Origin of the sequence: Chryseobacterium aquifrigidense (assembly GCF_006716485.1) — a bacterium.
GTDB lineage: Bacteria > Bacteroidota > Bacteroidia > Flavobacteriales > Weeksellaceae > Chryseobacterium > Chryseobacterium vietnamense.
Window position 1 is genome coordinate 732,019 of sequence record NZ_VFPD01000002.1, and the last position, 20,160, is coordinate 752,178.

Sequence of the window (20,160 nt, forward strand, 5' to 3'; positions counted from 1 at the left end):
ACAATGAAACAGCCGTGGATACATAGTGCAAAAACAGACTGGTGGTTTATCTTATCACCACCTTTTTTGGTGCTGCTTGTTATTTTTCTTTTTCAGAAACAAATTCAAGGGTTGGAAAATCATTATTCCTTTTATACATGGCTTTTTCTGATTGTTTTTGTGGATGTAGCCCATGTATATTCTACCTTGTTCAAAACCTATTTTGTAAAAGGAGAAATACAGAAAAATAAACTTCTTTACCTTGGAATTCCTGCTGTAAGCTGGATATTGGGAATTATTCTGTTTCAATTCGGAAGTCTGACATTCTGGTCGGTTTTGGCGTTGATCGCTGTTTTTCATTTTATCCGACAACAGTACGGCTTTATGAGGATCTATGCCCGCTTTGAACCGAATAACTGGAGTAAAAAAATAGATGAGGTTGCCATCTACTCTGCAACTATTTATCCGATGTTGTACTGGTTTAAAACACCCCGGGCTTTTACCTGGTTCGTTACTAATGAATTTGACTGGTTTAAAAACCTCCCGGATTATATTCCCTTCATTACGATCATCTATTTTGCAATTTTGATCATTTGGCTTTTTAAAACTGTTGTTGAAGTTTTTAAAACAAAAAACATTAACATTCCCAAAACAGCACTGATCACCGGAACATTCCTTTCCTGGTATTTTGGGATTATCTACTTTAACAACGATCTTCTTTTTACTTTTCTGAATGTAGTTTCTCACGGAATTCCTTACATCGCATTGATTTATATAAGGGAAATACAACAAAAAGAAAATCATCAGCTGAGCTGGATGCAGATTTTTAAGTCTTTTTCCGGAGTATTACTATTTGTTGGTGTCATTTTATTATTTGCTTTTGTAGAAGAATTTTTGTGGGAAACCCTGGTGTGGAATGAGCACTTTTCCATGAATATGATGATCTCCGAAAATCTGTTTCAGTTTCTGGTTCCCTTACTGGTTGTTCCGCAGCTTACTCATTATCTGCTGGATGGCTTTATTTGGAGAAAACCAAAAAAAGTTACCTAACTTTGTCTCAATCTTTAAAATCTAAAAATGAGACAATATTTTCTGTCATTGACAATTTTTCTTGGAATTATTGTTGGTGCCCAGCAGAAAACTTTCTGCAATCCTATCAACATAGATTATGGTTATACTCCTTTTGAAGTTTTTTCAAAACAAGGGAAACATCGCGCTACGGCAGATCCGGTGATTGTTAATTTTAAGAATAAACTGTTTCTTTTTTCTACCAACCAGGAAGGATACTGGTACAGTGATGATATGCTGGACTGGAAGTTTGTCAAAAGAAAATTTTTAAGAGATACTAAATATATTCATGATCTTAATGCTCCTGCAGTTTGGGCCATGAAAGATACTTTATACGTTTATGGTTCTACCTGGGAACAGGATTTCCCGATCTGGAAAAGTACAAATCCTACGAAAGATGACTGGAAAATAGCGGTAGATACTTTAAAAGTGGGAGCTTGGGATCCGGCATTCCATTATGATGAAGATAAAAATAAACTGTATCTGTACTGGGGCTCAAGTAACGAATGGCCATTGCTGGGAACAGAAGTGAAAGTAAAAAATCTTCAGTCTGAAGGTTTCGTAAAACCTATTATTAAATTAAAACCTGAAGACCACGGATGGGAACGTTTTGGGGAATACAATGACAATGTTTTTCTTCAGCCTTTTGTAGAAGGAGCTTGGATGACAAAGCATAACGGAAAATATTATATGCAGTACGGTGCTCCGGCAACAGAATTCAGTGGATACTCGGATGGAGTATACGTAAGTAAAAATCCTTTGGAAGGCTTCGAATATCAACAGCATAATCCGTTTTCCTATAAACCTGGAGGATTTGCCAGAGGAGCAGGCCACGGAGCTACGTTTGAAGATAATTACAAAAACTGGTGGCACATTTCTACCATTTTTATTTCTACTAAAAATAATTTTGAAAGAAGACTGGGAATCTGGCCTGCAGGGTTTGATAAAGATGATGTAATGTACTGTAATACAGCTTATGGAGATTATCCTACTTATCTTCCGCAATACGCACAGGGAAAAGATTTTACAAAAGGTCTTTTTGCCGGCTGGATGCTGCTGAATTATAACAAACCTGTTCAGGTATCGTCTACTTTAGGTGGATATCAGCCCAACTATGCTGTAGATGAAGATATCAAAACCTACTGGAGCGCCAAAACAGGAAATTCCGGGGAATGGTTTCAAACGGATTTGGGTGAGGTTTCCACCATCAATGCTATTCAGATCAATTATGCAGATCAGGATGCTGAGTTCATGGGGAAAACCTTTGGAAAAATGCATCAGTATAAAATCTACGGTTCCAATGACGGGAAAAAGTGGAGTGTAATTGTGGATAAAAGCAAAAACACCAAAGATGTTCCTCACGATTATGTAGAACTTGAACATCCTGCAAAAGCCCGTTTCCTTAAAATGGAAAACCTGAAAATGCCAACAGGAAAATTTGCATTAAGCGGTTTCAGAGTGTTTGGAAAAGGAGCAGGAAAACAGCCCGCAAAAGTAGAAGGTTTTGTACCATTAAGAGCTGATCCCAAAAAGTATGGGGAAAGAAGAAGTATCTGGATGAAATGGGAGCAGAATCCTGATGCAGACGGCTATGTAATTTATTTCGGAAAGTCTCCTGATAAATTGTATGGCAGCATTATGGTCTACGGAAAGAATGAATATTTCTTTACAGGTGCAGACCGAACGGATGCTTACTATTTCCAGATTGAAGCTTTCAATGCGAATGGCGTTTCAGAAAGAACAGCCGTTGCAAAGTCAGAATAAAAATTCAATTTTAAAATAAAAAAATAGCACGTTTTGAAGAATCAGAACGTGTTATTTTTTGTCTGTTTTTTTGAGAAATGTTTCTATTTTATCAATAAGAAATTGATCATTTGGGTGTTGATCCCAGTCCAGATGCCCGCCATTGAATGAATAAGACTCATGGAAAATATGGTTTTTATTTAAAACAGAATCTAATATCTTTTCTTGTGAAGAAGGAATAACACGATCTGAATTTCCATAGTAAGATAAAGTAGGAGCGGAGTTTTCATCGATCCATTTTACAGGACTTGCAAAATCTATTAGTGATGTTCCCGCTTTCTGTATTTGGGGATCAACAAGTCTTTTTTCCACAAAAGAATATTCCTGATAGTTTTTAAAACCCGGATCTGAAAGGTCTGCAGGACCAACAATATTAATCACAGCTTTTACTTTTTTATCTGTATCAAACTTATAGGCATACAGCATAGATAAATGGGCTCCGGCGCTGTTGCCTAATAAAATCACATTTGGATTATACCCCAGTTTATTTTTTAGTAGTTCAGTTACTTTTTTTATATCATCAGTTTGATTGGGAAGTCCAAAGTTACTAGCTGAAGCTAGTCTGTAGTTCATATTAACGAAGATATAATCGGGAAATCTCTCCATCATAGAAAGAGTGAAAAATGTAAGCTGTGATTTATTTCCACTGCGCCAGCCCCCACCATGAATCATGATAAAAACATTCTTTTCCTGAGTTGTTTTGATTTGTGGAATATAGAGATCCATTACCTGTTCAGCACTCTTTCCGTAATGAATATTCTCCTCTTTGTCAAAGTTGATATCCTTACCTAGTTTAATCTTTTTTTCTGTACAGCCAGCCCAAAGAAAAAGAAGACTCATGTAAATTAAAATAATCGGTATGTGTTTTTTCATAGTGATTAAATATAAAAAATCCGCTGAAAATAATCAGCGGATACCGTAAGAATAATTGAATATGAAGAAAGATAATTCTTTTACCTTGTTCTGCTTTTAATGGCATCTGATGCGCCTTCTATATCTCTTACCTTTTTCACCTTCTGGTTTCCGAAATTATAGGTAAGACTTACGATTAAGCTTCTGTTGTAGCGGTTTTGATGGACATAATTATAATTCCCGTTTTCCTGAAAGTCCTCAATTTTAACGATGTTGGTATTCAGTACATCATTTACATTCACTGCAAACGTCCAGTCGTTCCACATTTTCTTAAGACTAAGATCTAAACTCATCAGGTTTTTCAATGAACCAAGCTCAATCTGCTGCTTGTCTACGAAGAAATAATTAAGTCCGAAGAACCATGTTTTCTTTTTATCAAGACGAACGGTGTTGTTGGTTTGGATCAAAAGGCTGGTAGAATTGGTTTTATTGGTGTAGGTAATAAAGTTTCCATTAGGACCTTTTTGATCTTTGAATCGGTCTCCGGTTGTAGGATCAGTATCAAGACTTCCATTGTTAATATTATGCTGTACACCGATATTGAAATTGGTCGTCCAGTATTGTTTGAAAAATGACTTTTGAATACCTACCATGGCAGACATTTCCTGCTTATTCCCAAAATTGGTTCTGATATATCTTAAAGCCGGGTTTTCTCCTTCCTTCCCGGCCGGCGATACCGGATATCCCTGAAGCGGAACCTGTGTGATCACATCCTGAATATAAGAGTGATTTAGAATCAGGAAATATGAATTTTTGAACATATAAGTAAGCTCCTGATTATAGGTGGAAGATGCCTTTACAAATGGGTTGTTCTGAGTATAATTATCATCTGTAAGAATGTTTCTTACCGGATTAAGTTCCCAGAAACTAGGTCTTCTCATTCTGCTTGAGAAGGAATAGGAGATATTGTTTTTATCATTAATTGCATAATTCAGACTTAGATAGGGAAGAAGGTTTTTGTAATTTCTTTCAATTCTTCTTAGGGCTTCTGTGGGAGCATTGTCAGAAGTTCCAAGGCTGTTTGTAATTTCGTATCTGGCACCTACTTTTCCGGAAAGTTTGTCGGAAATTTTTTTCTCAACGGTAAGATACATTCCGTAGATGTTTTCATCATAGATAAAATGGTTAGGCCTTGAATCCGGAGCTTTTACGGGATTAAAGGAGTAAGTGATGTTTTTAGAATCGTTATCTGTTTTGGTCTTGTTATAATTTCCGCCTATAGAAACCGTCAGATCATTTTTAAACTTTTGATTATAATCCACCATTCCGGAGAAGTTATTAATGATCTGTGGAAGGTCCTGAATGACTTGTCTTGTTCTTGTCCCAACAACTCTGTCAATATCTGAAGCGAAAGTTTGGTTATCTGTGAACTGAAATCTTCTATAGTTGAGGTAAGCACCGTTTACATTCAGTTTACTGCCTAACGAATCCGTTTTTAATTCATAATTTAAATTCACAGAATTGTTATAAGATCTTGAATCCTCCCGGTTTTTAGACCATGTATATTCTGTATTTGTTTTTTTAATGGTATTAAATAAGTCTACCGTTGAATTATAACTTTTATTGGCCCATGTGTTCCATGATAATGCAAGATTGCTCTTATCATTCAGCTGATAATCAATATTCAGGTAACCCCCTATGTTTTTATTCGGGTCATCAACATCTCCTACAGATTCATTAGAAGTTTTTACAGTCCCATTTCTTAAAGTATAAGTTTGTGGCTCGATATTTTCACCCCCGCTAAGGCTGGCGCTTATTCCCAGTTTGTTTTTTCTGTAGTTGGCTGAGAAGCTTGCCTGGCTTCCATTGTATTTATTGGTGGTGTTAGACATTCTCATGTTTCCATTCAGGCCATCACTCATTTTTTTCTTTAAAACGATATTGATGATCCCATCAGATGATTCTGCCTGATACTCACTTCCCGGAACTGTAATGACTTCAATTTTCTGGATATTCTCAGCCGGAGTATTTTTCAGAAACTGAGCCAGAGATTCGGAATCCATATTGCTTTTTCTTCCGTTGATATAGATCAGCGCATTATTTTTTCCGGCAATTTTTAATGTTTTATCGTCTGTGGAAGATAATAACGGGGTCTGCTTCAGGAGGTCAAAAGTAGTATTTCCTTTCGCTACGGGAGAAGCTGCTACATCATATACAAAACGGTCGCTTTGCTTTTTGAAAACCTGCTTTGTAATGGTGACTCCTTCTATATTTTTTGTTTTTGCCGTATCAGATTTCTTCTCCTGAGCAAATGCGCAAGTACCGAATACGATGGCCATTGACAAAATTATACGTTTCATGTTGTTGTTATTTAAGAGTGGTTTAGTAATAAAGTTTTTATAAATCAGGTTCTTGATTTTACAGCATCATTAGCTGATTTCATTTCCCTTGCTTTTTTCAGTTTCTGATTTCCGAAATTATAGGTAACCCCGATGCTCATTAGCCTTGGATAGTTGAAGTTGGTGATATTATTGTATTTTCCATTAGGCTGTACTCCTTTAATACTGTAGAAACTTTGATTGAATAAGTCACTCACTTCAGCTACGATTGTCCAGTCTCCTGCAATTTTTTTCAGACTCAAATCAAAGCTTTGTCTCGCTCCAATCATTCCTCCTTCCATTGCGGTCTGGCTGGCAAAGAAGTAATTCACTCCCAGGAACCAGTCTTTTTTAGAAGACAGTCTGATAACATTATTGAGGGTTGCAGACATATTGTAGTTTTTAACATCAATGATATAAGGATCTACTACTTCAGTTTCTCCCGGAACGGGCATAGAAGTAGGATCTTCAAATACGCCACCCTTATAGGTAACATATCCTAAATTGACAGAATAGTTGGTTGTCCATATGTCTTTGAACCATGATTTGTTCATTCCAAGAGTTAATGCAATCTCCCTGTTCTTACCATAATTAGTTCTGATATATCTTAAGAATCTGGTAGTTTCCATAATTGGATTTCCTTTGATATCCTTGATGATTTTCCCCTTAGAATCTTTTTTAGGAGCTGTTACCGTTCCCTGCAATGGAATCAGGTCTGAGGCTGCTGCATCTTCCACCATATTAAAACTAAGATTGGCATAGAATGCATTTTTGTACATATAATTAAGTTCCTGATTATAGTATTTGGAAGCCAATATAAATGGATTGTTCTGTGTATAATTGGTTGGAGTAAAATAGGTTCTTGAAGGATTCAGCTCCCAGAATCTAGGTCTTCTGATTCTGCTGGAAAAAGTATAACTTAAATTATGGTCTGCACTGATGGCATAATTTAAATTCAGGTAAGGCAGAAGGTTGTTGTAATTTCTTTCAAATCCTGTTTTGTCTACAATATCTCCGGTACTTCTGGTCATTTCATATCGGGTACCTATTTTTCCGGATATTTTTTCAGTTAATTTTCTTTCATAGTTCAGATAAATCCCCAATATGTTTTCCTTGTAAATAAAGTGATTGGTTTGGTTGGGATCGATGATAAATTCTCCGTTTTTCAGTTTATCCTGTCTGGTATCATTATCCGTATTAGTGTGGTTATAACTTACTCCCATCAACCATGTAGCTCCTTTCGCTGTTTTTTTCAGATAATCAATATTAGCTGCGTAATTGTTGATAATTTGTGGCACTGCCTGATGTAATGCTGAATATTTGTTGATGGTATCATTCGTTAAAGGAAAACTTTCATTGAAACTTACTTTATCCCTGTTGAACCACAGGTAAGAAATGTTTGATGTAAGCTTACTTCCCAGGGAATCTGTTTTCATCTCATAATTTAAATTGAAAGAGTGATTTCTGGTCTGTGCATCCTCATTATTGACTGTTCTGTTATTTAACACCCCGTTTTGCCAGTTAGTAATATCCAGTACGGAATTGAAGCTTTTATTGTATCTCATATTGTAGGAGAATCCAAGACTGTGTTTTTTATTGATCTCGTAATCAACATTGAAGCCTCCACCAAAATTTTTGTTAGGATCGTCATTAAACCCAAAGGATTCATTTTTGAAAGTAGGATCTCCGTTGGACAGCGTATATCTTTGTCTGTCTGTCCAGCTGCCTGTTCTGAAATTAGAATTACCAGACCATTTTCCCTGTCTGAAGTTAAAAGAAGCTCCTGCATTGGGATTATTGTAATAAGCCTGCTCGTTCTGCATTTTCAGCGTTCCGTTGTAGCCGTTGTTTTTGCTTTTTTTCATGACAATATTAATCACGCCTTCTTTAGATTCAACCTGGAATTCACTTCCGGGAACTGTAATGACTTCTATTTTCTGGATATCCTCAGATGGAGTAGACTTCAGCATTTCAATCAATGCCTCAGAATCCATATTGGTTTTCTTATTGTTGATGTAAATTACCGCATCATTTTTTCCCAAAATCTTCAGCGTTTTTCCGTCAATGCTGGAAATCATCGGTGTTTGTTTCAAAAGATTAAAGGTGTTGGTTCCTTTTGCGATAGATGAAGAAGCTACATCGTATACCAAACGGTCACCCTGCTTTTTGAAAACCTGCTTCTTGAGAGTCACTGCATCTATAGCATTTACTTTCAAACTATCTTTTTTCTGCTGGGCAGTGATAAGTCCACCGAAAAATAGTGCTGCAATAAGAATTTGAGTCTTCATGATTATTCTTTTTTAATTAATAGCTTGTATGGTTTGTTATTTAACATTACAAAGATATATAATAAATCTAGTATCATGCAATACAAAGTACTGAAAAATATTTATAAATAAATGTAATCAATTGATTATCAGTTATTAAAAATTTACATTAAAATATTGATTGCCTGACCTTTTCTGTATAATAAGACAAATAAGGAGAAGTAAATGTTACATCAAAGACAAAAATTAATAAAGATTTTTTTAAAATTGAAGAAAAAGAATAAAAAATATCAGTGATGTTATTTTATTATTAATTTAGTGAAAACTAAAAACTAATACCATATGAGAAAATTTTACCTCTTATTTTTGTTGTCTATATTATTATTTTCATGTAAAAATGAAGCTTTATTAGAAATAGAAGAAAATACCCCAAATTCAACATCTAATTATAATTTTGGAAATACTACACAACGAAATTTCCAGGGAGTAGTTCTTGATACAAACGGAATGCCGGTTTCCGGAGCAACAGTTACCATTGGAACCAATACAGTTACTACCAATCTTAAAGGTTTCTTCACATTTAAAAATGCTTCAGTAAAAGAAAACTTTGCCCATGTAAAAGTGACCAGGGCTGGCTTTGTAAATGCATCAAGAGTTTTAGTTCCTACCAACGGAATAAACAGAGTGAATATCATGATGATTCCTGTAACAACGACATCTACAATTACTGCTGGCTCAGTATCTACAGTTTCACTACCCAACGGAACCAAAGTGAAATTCGATGGAAGCTTCAAAGATGCAAATGGAAATACATATTCAGGAAGTGTGAATGTGGGAGTTTTTCACCTGGCTCCATCCAACCAATATCTTAATGAATTAATGCCAGGATCCTTTTTGGCCACCAATGCGGGAGGGAATGCCAGAATAATGGAAACTTTTGGGATGATGCATGTACAATTAACAGGAAGCTCCGGACAAAATCTTCAGATTGCCAACGGCCATACTGCAGAAATTAGCGTTCCGGTGGATGCTGCACAAACTTCCAGCTCACCAGCCACAATACCATTATGGTCTTATAATGAAGATACCGGAATGTGGAAAGAAGAAGGCTCTGCTACAAAGATCGGAAATACTTATGTAGGAACAGTAAGCCATTTTTCCTGGTGGAATTATGATGCACAGTTTCCCCAAGCCACGTTGAAAGTAACAGTAAAAAACGCAGCAGGGCAGGTTTTACCTAATACTAGAGTTGTTTTAAAGAGAACTTCTCAAGCATATGAAAGTTACGGAATGACAGATAATACAGGAATGGTTTCCGGAATTGTTCCGGCAGGTGAGGTTCTCGTTTTAAAAGTTTATGATGTTTGTAATAACGTATTATATACCTCTAATGTAGGCCCTTTTCCCGTTGGAATTGTAACAACAATCCCTGATATTACCATAACCAATTCCACGTCTGTTAATTATACTATTCAGGGAAGTCTTAAAACCTGTACAAATACCGATGTTACCGATGGTTATGTAATATTGAAATCTGCCTTAAACACAAACTATTTTCAGTATTTGTCCTTACCGGTAAACAGTACTGGAGGTTTTACATTCAACACATATGCATGTACTGCAAATCCTCAGTTTACCTATGAGGGGTTTGATGCTATTAATTTACAAAGTACCAATGAAGTAACTTTCACGGCTCAATCTACGACAGTCAATTTGGGGAATATCATGGTTTGTAATGCTTTGAGCGAATTGATCAGCTATAAAATTGATAATCAACCAACCGTAAATATAGTGGGATTGTTCAATGCACAATGGACAGGTCTTATACCTACATCACCTACTATGTCATCTAAACAATTGCGAATAAATTCTATGAATGGGACCGGACCATTCTTTACTATGACTCAGAATAATATGTTGGGAGTGGCTGCAAGCTTTACATCCTATTATGGGCTTGAATTTTCTGGAGGTTCTATTAACTCCAATAACGGAAATGTAGTTGTGAATATAACTTCTTTTGGAGCAGTAGGAGACTACATAGATTTCACAGTCAATGGAACATATACTGATAGTTCTGGAAATCATACCTTCACGGCAACAGGACATGTGAAAAGAGATTTGTAATTACTGTAAAAAATAAAAAGGACCAAAATGGTCCTTTTTTTATGGTGTATTTATTCTCTATCGAATCGTGCAAGCTTTTTATCTACCCAAATCGTTGCAAAAGGGAAGAATGCCGATAATAAGGCAAAAACAAAATCCTCATCATCCCAGTTATAAATTTTTCTTGCAGGAAGGCATAGTAATAGATAAAGGGTGAAAAATAATCCGTGCAAACTACCAATAACACTGATGAAGATGATAGAATATAAATTTTCATCATATCGGATCCAGATCATCGCAACGCAATACAGTAAAAGACACGAAACGGCTTCTGCAAGACAGATCTGTTTAAACCATTTGATGATTTTTTCCTGAGAATATTTTGAGAAAAATTTTTCGATGAAGTCCATTTCTTAAATTATGAGGTGAGAGATAAAAGGTAAGAGTCTTTCTCTGGCTTTTAATTTTAGCCTCTCATTTCCAATAGGCAAAATTACTTATAAAAACTACTACCATCCAAATATTCAAAAACTTCAGGTGGCAGCATAGGCCTTACATTTTTACCATTTTTAAGCATCGTACGGATTTCTGTAGCAGAAAGTTCTATTACCGGAGCTTTGATCATGGAGATATTTTCATGCTGTAAATATTCAGAATCTTTCTTTTCCCCCTCAAATACTCTTGGATAAACAATGATATGATGATTTTTGATCAGGATATCAGAATTTTTCCACTTGTGAAGGCTCTTCAGATTATCTTCTCCCATGATCAGGCTGAAAGAGTAATCAGGGTGTTTTTCATGAAGATACGTCAGAGTATCAATAGTATAGCTTGGTTTCGGAAGGGAAAACTCCACATTGGAAGCTCTCATATTGGGATAATTCTTTACCGCAAGCTGTACCATATCAAGTCTGTTATGGTCATTCAGTAAAGATTTTTTGTCTTTAAATGGATTTTGCGGGCTCACTACAAACCAAAGCTCATCCATATCAGAATTTTCCAGAATATAATTGGCCAGAATAAGGTGTCCGATATGAATAGGATTAAATGATCCGAAAAATAAACCGATTTTTTTCATTTGTTAAGGTAGCAGGTAGAAGATTATAGGTAATAGTTAATCCCTGAATTTTACATCCTTGATATTAAGATAATGGGTGACATTGCCCTTCCAGTGGTTTTCTTCCAGGGTAAAAGCAAGATCGAAATTTTTATTTTTAAAATCTTCAACAAACTGTCCCAGTTTAAATCCGACACATTCAATATTACGTCCCGTAGATTCCTGTCTGATATAAAACTTCAGGTGATTATTATCTTTTCCCATTGTTTTTACATATCCGGAAAGCTTTTGATTCGTTAATGTAAAGATAGGTTTCATATTATGAGGTCCGAATGGAGCCAGCTTTCTGTGGAAATTGATAAACTCTCTGTTGATTTCGTCCACTGTAATCTCAGTATCAATGGTAATAGAAGGTTCTTTCTGATGATCCTTGATTTTTTCAGAAACTATTCTTTCAAATTTTTCTTTGAAGGCAGCAAACTTCTCTTTCTCCATTGAAAGTCCGGCGGCAGCGTGATGCCCCCCGAATTTAAGGAAATATTCAGAACAGAGATCGAGAGCTTCATGTACATCAAAATCAGAAACAGATCTTGCGGAAGCTACCATCTCCCCATTATTACCATCGGTAAAAACAAGCGTAGGTTTATAATACGTTTCAATAAGTCTCGAGGCAACGATACCAATTACCCCTTTATTCCATTCGGGATGATATACGATGGTGGTATGTTTGGTTTCCTGCTGGGATTCTATAATCTGATTCAGAGCAGAAAGTGTGGAATTCATGTCCAGTTCACGTCTTTCATCGTTGAGGTTCATGATATCATTTACAATCTGGTTGGCATGTTTCAGATTGTCAGAAACCATAAGCTCTACAGCTGCTTTACCATGAGAAATTCTTCCGGCAGCATTAATTTTAGGAGCTATTTCAAAAACGATATTGGAAATTTCAAAATGAGAGAGCTTATCCTCAGGAATCAATAATCGTAACCCAAGATTTCTGGTTTTTCTGAGGGTTTTTAATCCCATTTTAGCCAAAACTCTGTTTTCACCTGTCATGGAAACAATATCTGCAGCAATGGAAATTGCCAAAAGGTCTGTCAGTTCAAATAATTCTGCTTCCGGTAATTTGTAAATTGTATTAAGTCCCTGGCAAAGTTTAAAACCAACGCCACATCCGGAAAGTTCTTTGAAAGGATATCGGCAGTCACTTCTTTTAGGATCAAGTACAGCCGCAGCATCAGGAATCTCTTCACCCGGAAGGTGATGGTCGCAGATAATAAAATCTATGTCCAGATTCTTGGCATAGTTGATCATATCCAGGGCTTTTATTCCGCAATCCAGAGCAATGATTAATGAAAAACCATTTTCTTTGGCGAAATCAATTCCTTCTGTAGAAATTCCGTATCCTTCAGAGTTTCTGTCCGGAATGTAATAATCCAAATATTTTTTCTCAACAATTTTACTGAGATATAGATACATTAAAGCAACTGCTGTGGTTCCATCCACATCATAGTCACCATATACCAATATTTTTTCACCATTTTCAATAGCCGTTGCAATGCGCTCTACAGCCTTTTGCATGTCTGCCATTAAAAACGGATTGTGTATATCGGTAAGGTTAGGTTTGAAAAATTCTCTGGCCTTTTGATAATTGTCAATTCCCCTTAGAACGAGGATTTTAGATTCAAAAGTACCAAAACCAAGTGACGAACTTAGTCTGTCCACAACTTCCTCATCGGGTTCAGGCTTGTAAATCCATTTTTGACTCATTTCACAAAAATAAGGAAAAAAAGTGTAAAAAGACAGTTTCAAAATTGGGAAGAATTATGAATTTACTTGAAGAAATAGTACAGAAAGAGATTATTCTGTTTATTTCCGGCACATTCAGTTGCTGTTTTTATTAAAGAACCGAGCGATTCTCAACCATTACCGTTGCTGTAGTTTGAAAATTTATCCTCTTATAAAAATTATACTAAAACAGATAAATGGTGAAATTTAATTCGAAAAGTAGATAATATTTATTCTGTTTATAAAGTTTTTTTGTTTGTGGATGTAATAATATTTTGTTTATAATATGAATTAAATTAGTTAAAATATGTTAATTCGTTAGGTTTGTTTGAAAATAAATTATATTTGTACTGAATAAAAATACAAATTATGAGAAAAAAAATTACAGTAGGTTTCTTTTGCTTAATGACAGTATTGTTGTTTAGTGAAATTAATGCACAAACTTATCAGACGCTACAGGTGGTTAGTGGGTATAATGCTGATCTTATTGCAAACGGATCAGGCGCATCATCATCCAGTACCACTCAAAATGTGGATTCACCAGCTAATGGTTATGTATTTATGTCTAAAGACTTTGTAAACGCAGCAGGAGTGACGCCTACTTCAGGATTACCAAGTTCAGGACTAATTAATTCCGCAAATACAACAGGGTTGTCATTTCAGTTGGCTCCCTACACGTCGAATAATGCATTAAGGCTCGAAAATATCAATGATTCGGGAAGTTTAAATTTTGCATCATCACCCAAGGTATCAAAATTGTTTGTGTTGGCAACCGCTGGAGGCGGAAGTTCTGTTGCTAATATTGTAGTCAATTTTACAGATGGGACTAATCAGACATTTACAAATCAGTCTATTAATGATTGGTATTGGGGAACAGGATTTGCAATAATGGGAATTGGGCGCGTAAATAGAGTTACTGATGCTATAGAAAATATCACTTATAATCCCAGGTTATATGAAATAGCGTTGCAGATTAGTTCTGCAAATCAGTCAAAAAGCATTGCCAGTATATCTGTTAAGAAAAATTCTTCAACAGGTATTTTATCTGTTTTTGGGTTTTCTTATATTGCTGCCGGCAGCTGTATCGCACCGGATTCTATAACAGTTTCCAATTTGACTTCAAATTCCGCTACAGTTTCCTGGACAGCCGTTCCGGGAGTATCGTCTTATGAACTTTACAGGAGTACTTCAAACGCAGCTCCTGTAGGATCCACTACACCAACAGATACAGGAATTACGACTGCTACAAAAAACATTACAGGCTTATCTCCCGCTACATCCTATAATATTTGGGTAAGATCAAACTGTGGAGGAGGGAGCGTGAGTGAATGGAGTCCGGTAATGGCTAATTTTACGACACCTTGTTTATCCGTTGATACACCTTATACAGAGGATTTCAATTCTTCATATGGGACCCTTCCAACGTGTACTTCGCAGCAACTTATAAATCCTGGAACAAATTGGAGTACTGGTATTGGGGCATCGTTAGGTTTTAATTCTAACATACTTTATACATATAGTAGTGGTTCAAGTGATAAAAATACATGGTTTTATACTAATGGAATCAACCTGCAGGCAGGTGCTTCTTATACTTTTACATTTGATTATATTAATCAGGGCAGTCCTCAAAATTTTAAGGTTGCATATGGTACATCACCGTTAGATGTTGCAATGACCAATATAATTCACGACTATCCTAACGTGAATGTCAGTACACATGTGCCTGTATCCGAGGCTTTTACAATTACACCTGCAGCAACCGGGGTTTATTATTTGGGATTTAATATGTATACAACGGCTGTCATGAGCGCGAGTGCCCCTTTTGGAATGGGAACGATGGCTTTTGATAATGTATCATTAACTTTAGCTAACTTGTCTACATCTGAAAATCTTTTATCTAAGAATTTACAGATCTATCCCAATCCAACAAGTGATTATTTAAATCTTAAAGGAGATAAGAAAATTGCAGCAGTTAAGATATTTGATATTTCAGGGAAGATGGTGTTGTCTTTAGATAAAACAGAAGGAAAAATTGATGTTTCTCGATTGATTAAAGGAGATTATGTTCTTGCGGTTCAGAATGCAGACGGAACTTCTTATACCCATAATTTTATTAAGAAATAATAACTTAGCCAATTCATTATATAAAAATAGCTGTTCAAACGAACAGCTATTTTTATTTTGAAAAATATTTTAAAATTAAGAATACATTTTCTCTCTTAATTCTTTTACTTTTTTATCAGCAAGGTATTCATCGTAAGTCATTTCTCTGTCGATAATTCCGGTAGGAGTTAATTCGATGATTCTGTTACAGACTGTTGAAAGCATTTCGTGGTCATGAGATGCCAGTAAAAGATTTCCTTTAAAGTTAGATAAAGAGTTGTTCAACGTTGTAATACTCTCCAGGTCTAAGTGGTTGGTAGGTTCATCTAATAAAAGAACGTTAGCTTTTTGAAGCATCATTCTACTGAACATACATCTCATTTTTTCACCCCCTGAAAGTACCTTACAAGATTTTAAAGCTTCATCTCCTGAGAATAGCATTCTTCCAAGGAATCCTCTTACAAATTCTTCGTGGCGCTCTTCATCGTTCTTTGTAAACTGTCTCAACCAGTCAACCAGGCTTAGGTCTTCCTGGAAGAAGTTGGTGTTGTCCAAAGGCATGTGAGACTGATTGGTTGTTACTCCCCACGCAACAGTTCCTTTGTCAGCCTGTACATTTCCAGCAAGAATCTCGAAGAATTCTGTAATGGCCAGAGAGTTTTTAGAAAGTACTGCTACTTTGTCTCCTTTTTTAAGGTTCAGATCAATATTAGAGAATAATAATTCCCCGTCTTTGGTTTTTTCAAGACCTTTTACATCTAAAATCTGATCTCCGGCTTCTCTTTCCATTTCGAAAATAATAGCAGGATATCTTCTTGAAGAAGGCTTAATATCGTCAATATTTAATTTGTCGATCATTTTCTTTCTTGCAGTAGCCTGTTTTGCCTTAGCAACGTTGGAACTGAATCTTGCAATGAAGTCCTGAAGTTCTTTTTTCTTCTCTTCAGCTTTCTTGTTGGCCTGAGCTCTTTGTCTTGTTGCCAATTGAGAAGCCTGGTACCAGAAAGAGTAGTTACCTGTGTATAGGTTAAGCTTAGAATAATCAAGGTCACCGATGTGTGTACAAACCGTATCAAGGAAGTGACGGTCGTGAGATACAACGATTACCGTGTTTTCATAATCAGCAAGGAAGTCTTCCAGCCATGAGATGGTATCGATATCAAGGTCGTTGGTAGGCTCATCCAGAATCAATACATCAGGATTTCCGAAAAGTGCCTGAGCCAAAAGAACTTTTACTTTGTCTTTGTTCTCAAGTTCACTCATCAGCTGCCAGTGCATATCATCTGTAATTCCTACATTAGAAAGCATGGTCTGAGCATCAGATTCTGCAGTCCAGCCACCCATTTCGTCATAAATTACACCTAGTTCACCGGCTTTAATACCGTCTTCGTCAGAGAAATCTTCTTTTGCGTATAACGCATCCATTTCCTCTTTTATCTCAAATAATTTTTTATTACCTCTTAAAACAGCTTCAAGAACTGTAAACTGATCGTAAGCAAAGTGATCCTGCTCCAAAACTGACATTCTTTTCCCTGGTTCCAGAGATACATGCCCTGTTGTAGGATCCTGCTTTCCTGTTAGTATTTTCAGGAATGTAGACTTTCCCGCACCGTTTGCTCCGATGATCCCGTAGCAGTTTCCTTTGGTAAACATAATATTTACCTCGTCAAAAAGAATTCTTTTCCCGAATTGTAAAGATAAGTTAGATACTGTTAACATATAGTTTTGTAAATTTGGCGCAAAAATACGAAAAGAATTTGGGTATTTTGTAATAATATAATAGTCAAGTTTTTAAATGTATGGTATTTTTTATATATTTCATTAACGAAATTTTAAAATGATGAAGATTGAAAAAACAGTTAATATATTAAACAAAAGAGCCCGTTTTGAATATGAGATTCTTGAAGAATATGAAGCGGGGATGGTTTTAACAGGGACGGAAATAAAATCTTTACGTTCATCCAAAGCATCCATCACAGAATCGTTCTGTCAGTTTATTGATGGGGAATTGTACATCATCAACATGATGATTGATGAGTACAAATTGGGGACTTTTTACAATCACAAAACAAAAAGGGAACGGAAATTGCTCTTGCACAAAAAAGAATTACAAAAACTTGAAAAAAAGTTAAAGGATGCTGGGAACACCATAATACCTTTAAAATTATATATCACTGACCGAGGGAAAGCAAAGGTGCTGATAGCGCTTGGTAGAGGGAAAAAACTTTTCGATAAAAGAGAGGCGATAAAAGATAGAGAAAATAAACGGAACCTCGACAGAATATTAAAGAAAAGTTAAAAATCATTTGAAAAACTTTGTATATAAAGAAAAATTATATTTATTTTGCATTATCAATTATTTAATCATTTAATTCTATGAAAAATCTAAAATTAGGAATTTCAGCATTGGCGCTTACTGTTGCCTCTACTGTTTTCGCACAGACTACCAACAATCCGTGGTTAATCGGAGTTGGTGCTCATGCTGAAAACCACGTAGCAGCAAGAGGTAACTTCAGTAATACGTTCTCTGCTAACAATTTGACAAAAAGTATGTTCAATGTGAACAACTTTTCTATTACACCTCCACTATCTAAGTTAACAGTTGCTAGAAACGTTGGTAAAGGTTTAGTAATTGACTGGCAAACTTCTGTTGGAAATGTTGAAAACAAAAGATTCAACATGGGGAAAGAATTTTTCCTAATGACAGGTCTTGGTTTCCAGGCTCACGCTGCAGGTCTTTTATGGAACGAAGAATCTTGGTTTGATCCATATTTAAGAGTTGGTGCTAACTACTTAAGACATGACTATACAGCTCTTACTTTCCCTAGAACATCTGTTGATGCTAACGGTAACGCAATCGAAACTGTAACAAACGGTAAGGATGGTAATGAAAACGGTAAAGCTAACCACTTTACTGTAGCTACAGGTGCTGGTGCTAACTTCTGGGTAACTAAGAACTTCGGTCTTGGTGTTCAGGGAGATTATGTATCAACTCCAGGTGACAAATCTACTGTTGCTAACTTCTGGCAAGCTTCTGCTTCCATCTTATTCAGATTCGGAAACAGAGACAGAGATAAGGATGGTATCCTAGATAAAGATGACCTTTGTCCAGATACTCCAGGTTTACCAGAATTCCAAGGATGTCCTGATACTGACGGTGACGGAGTTCCAGATAAAGACGATCAATGTCCAGAAGTGGCTGGTCCAGTTGAAAACAACGGATGCCCTTGGCCAGATACTGACGGTGATGGTGTAATCGACAAAGATGACGCTTGTCCTACAGTAGCAGGTCCTGCTGAAAACAACGGTTGTCCTTGGCCAGATACAGACGGTGACGGTATCTTAGACAAAGATGATGCTTGTCCTACTGTTCCAGGTCTTCCAGAATACAACGGATGTCCTAAACCAAAAGATGTAATCGCTAAAGAAGCTACAGGAGCTCTTAAAGATATCTTATTTGATTTCAATAAAGCTACTATCAGACCTGAATCTAGTGGTAAATTAGATCAAGCGGCTACAATCATTAAGCAATCTAACGATGGTACATTCTTAGTAACTGGTCACACAGATAAGAAAGGTGCTGATGCTTACAACTTGAAACTTTCTAGACAAAGAGCTGCTTCAGTAGTAGGTGCTCTAGAATCTAGAGGAGTTAATGCAAACCAATTAAAATCTGTAGGAGTTGGAGAAAGAGACGCTACTGTTTCTGAAAAAGCTTCTGATGCAGAAAGAATGGTTGACAGAAAAGTAGTTGTTGAAGCTGTAAACGGTGCTGCTTGGGATGCACTTAAGAAATCTGATCTAGAAGTTGTAGAGAAGAAGACTGTAGTGAAGAAAGCTAAAAAAGCTCCAGCTAAGAAAAAAGCTGCTGCTAAAAAGAAAAAATAATTAATTTTTCTAAATAATGAATACCTCCAATTTGATTGGAGGTATTTTTTTTTTGTTGACTTTTGAGTAATTTTGTTGGAAATTTAAAAATTAAAATGGGAAGAGCATTTGAATATAGAAAAGCTTCTAAAATGGCCAGATGGGATAAAATGGCCAAAACATTCTCTAAAATAGGAAAAGATATTGCATTGGCTGTAAAAGCCGGTGGAACAGATCCCGAATCTAATCCGGCCCTGAGAAGATGTATCCAAAACGCGAAAGGGGCTAATATGCCTAAGGATAATGTTGAAAGAGCTATTAAGAAAGCGAGTGGTGCAGACGCAGAAAACTATGAAGAAATCACTTATGAAGGTTATGGACAAGGTGGTGTTGCTTTTTTTGTAGAATGTACTACAAACAATACAACAAGAACTGTAGCCAATGTAAGAGCTGTTTTCAATAAGTTTGACGGTAACCTTGGTAAAAATGGTGAGCTGGCATTTATCTTCGACAGAAAAGGAATTTTTACCATAGATTTGGCTCAAATCAAAATGGATTGGGATGATTTTGAAATGGAAATGATTGACGGAGGAGCAGAAGATGTAGAAAAAGATGAAGAAGAAGTAATGATTACCACTGCTTTTGAAGATTTCGGTTCTCTATCTCACAAATTGGATGCACTTGGAATTGAAGCAAAAAGTGCAGAACTTCAAAGAATTCCAAATAATACAAAAGAAGTAAACGCAGAACAGTTCAAGGCTAATATGAAAATGCTTGAGCGTTTCGAAGAAGATGATGACGTGCAAAACGTTTACCACAACATGGAAATTACAGAAGAGCTGATGAACTCTTTATAAAAAATAATATAGCATTCATATACAGTTAATTTTCAATT

Annotated in this window: 14 protein-coding genes; 7 read left to right on the forward strand and 7 right to left on the reverse strand. The window is 36.1% G+C overall.

The window, feature by feature from the left end:
- The first annotated feature begins 3 nt into the window (after window positions 1-3).
- Complete coding sequence (locus tag FB551_RS18425) at window positions 4-1,029, forward strand: hypothetical protein (RefSeq protein ID WP_142018497.1); 1,026 nt, start codon at window positions 4-6, stop codon at window positions 1,027-1,029.
- Window positions 1,030-1,056: 27 nt separating this feature from the next.
- Complete coding sequence (locus tag FB551_RS18430; RefSeq protein WP_142018498.1) at window positions 1,057-2,811, forward strand: discoidin domain-containing protein; 1,755 nt, start codon at window positions 1,057-1,059, stop codon at window positions 2,809-2,811.
- A 51-nt stretch (window positions 2,812-2,862) separates the two neighbouring features.
- On the opposite strand, the gene FB551_RS18435 is transcribed toward FB551_RS18430, so the two are convergent.
- The 3 genes from FB551_RS18435 to FB551_RS18445 form a co-directional block, all read right to left on the reverse strand.
- Window positions 2,863-3,723: an alpha/beta hydrolase gene (locus FB551_RS18435; RefSeq protein WP_142018499.1), complete on the reverse strand. Its 861-nt coding sequence runs from the start codon at window positions 3,721-3,723 to the stop codon at window positions 2,863-2,865.
- 80 nt (window positions 3,724-3,803) lie between these two features.
- Window positions 3,804-6,062, reverse strand: a complete 2,259-nt coding sequence (locus FB551_RS18440) for a TonB-dependent receptor domain-containing protein (protein WP_142018500.1) — start codon at window positions 6,060-6,062, stop codon at window positions 3,804-3,806.
- A gap of 44 nt (window positions 6,063-6,106) precedes the next feature.
- A complete protein-coding gene (locus tag FB551_RS18445) occupies window positions 6,107-8,368 on the reverse strand; it encodes an outer membrane beta-barrel family protein (RefSeq protein ID WP_142018501.1) in 2,262 nt (753 codons plus the stop codon).
- Window positions 8,369-8,689: 321 nt separating this feature from the next.
- Here FB551_RS18445 and FB551_RS18450 point away from each other — a divergent pair, with 321 nt between their 5' ends.
- Window positions 8,690-10,471: a carboxypeptidase-like regulatory domain-containing protein gene (locus FB551_RS18450; protein WP_142018502.1), complete on the forward strand. Its 1,782-nt coding sequence runs from the start codon at window positions 8,690-8,692 to the stop codon at window positions 10,469-10,471.
- Between the two features lie 50 nt (window positions 10,472-10,521).
- Here the strand turns inward: FB551_RS18450 and FB551_RS18455 are convergent, their stop codons facing one another.
- The 3 genes from FB551_RS18455 to recJ form a co-directional block, all read right to left on the reverse strand.
- On the reverse strand, window positions 10,522-10,860 hold the full coding sequence (locus FB551_RS18455; protein WP_142018503.1) for a DUF3817 domain-containing protein: 339 nt from the start codon (window positions 10,858-10,860) through the stop codon (window positions 10,522-10,524).
- Window positions 10,861-10,943: 83 nt separating this feature from the next.
- A complete protein-coding gene (gene nadD, locus FB551_RS18460) occupies window positions 10,944-11,528 on the reverse strand; it encodes a nicotinate (nicotinamide) nucleotide adenylyltransferase (protein ID WP_142018504.1) in 585 nt (194 codons plus the stop codon).
- A gap of 36 nt (window positions 11,529-11,564) precedes the next feature.
- Window positions 11,565-13,277: a single-stranded-DNA-specific exonuclease RecJ gene (recJ, locus tag FB551_RS18465; RefSeq protein WP_047427687.1), complete on the reverse strand. Its 1,713-nt coding sequence runs from the start codon at window positions 13,275-13,277 to the stop codon at window positions 11,565-11,567.
- Between the two features lie 387 nt (window positions 13,278-13,664).
- Between recJ and FB551_RS18470 the strand changes: the two genes are divergently transcribed.
- Window positions 13,665-15,419, forward strand: a complete 1,755-nt coding sequence (locus FB551_RS18470) for a fibronectin type III domain-containing protein (RefSeq protein ID WP_142018505.1) — start codon at window positions 13,665-13,667, stop codon at window positions 15,417-15,419.
- Window positions 15,420-15,494: 75 nt separating this feature from the next.
- On the opposite strand, the gene FB551_RS18475 is transcribed toward FB551_RS18470, so the two are convergent.
- Window positions 15,495-17,117 (reverse strand): ABC-F family ATP-binding cassette domain-containing protein, encoded by a 1,623-nt coding sequence (locus tag FB551_RS18475; RefSeq protein ID WP_047427693.1) that lies wholly within the window; start codon window positions 17,115-17,117, stop codon window positions 15,495-15,497.
- Between the two features lie 121 nt (window positions 17,118-17,238).
- On the opposite strand from FB551_RS18475, the gene smpB reads away from it, so the two are divergent.
- The 3 genes from smpB (at window position 17,239) to FB551_RS18490 (ending at window position 20,122) form a co-directional block, all read left to right on the forward strand.
- Complete coding sequence (gene smpB / locus FB551_RS18480) at window positions 17,239-17,697, forward strand: SsrA-binding protein SmpB (protein ID WP_047427948.1); 459 nt, start codon at window positions 17,239-17,241, stop codon at window positions 17,695-17,697.
- A gap of 77 nt (window positions 17,698-17,774) precedes the next feature.
- A complete protein-coding gene (locus FB551_RS18485; protein WP_047427696.1) occupies window positions 17,775-19,286 on the forward strand; it encodes an OmpA family protein in 1,512 nt (503 codons plus the stop codon).
- Between the two features lie 95 nt (window positions 19,287-19,381).
- Entirely contained in the window at window positions 19,382-20,122 is a 741-nt protein-coding gene (locus FB551_RS18490; RefSeq protein ID WP_034694756.1) for a YebC/PmpR family DNA-binding transcriptional regulator, read from the forward strand.
- Window positions 20,123-20,160 lie beyond the last annotated feature (38 nt).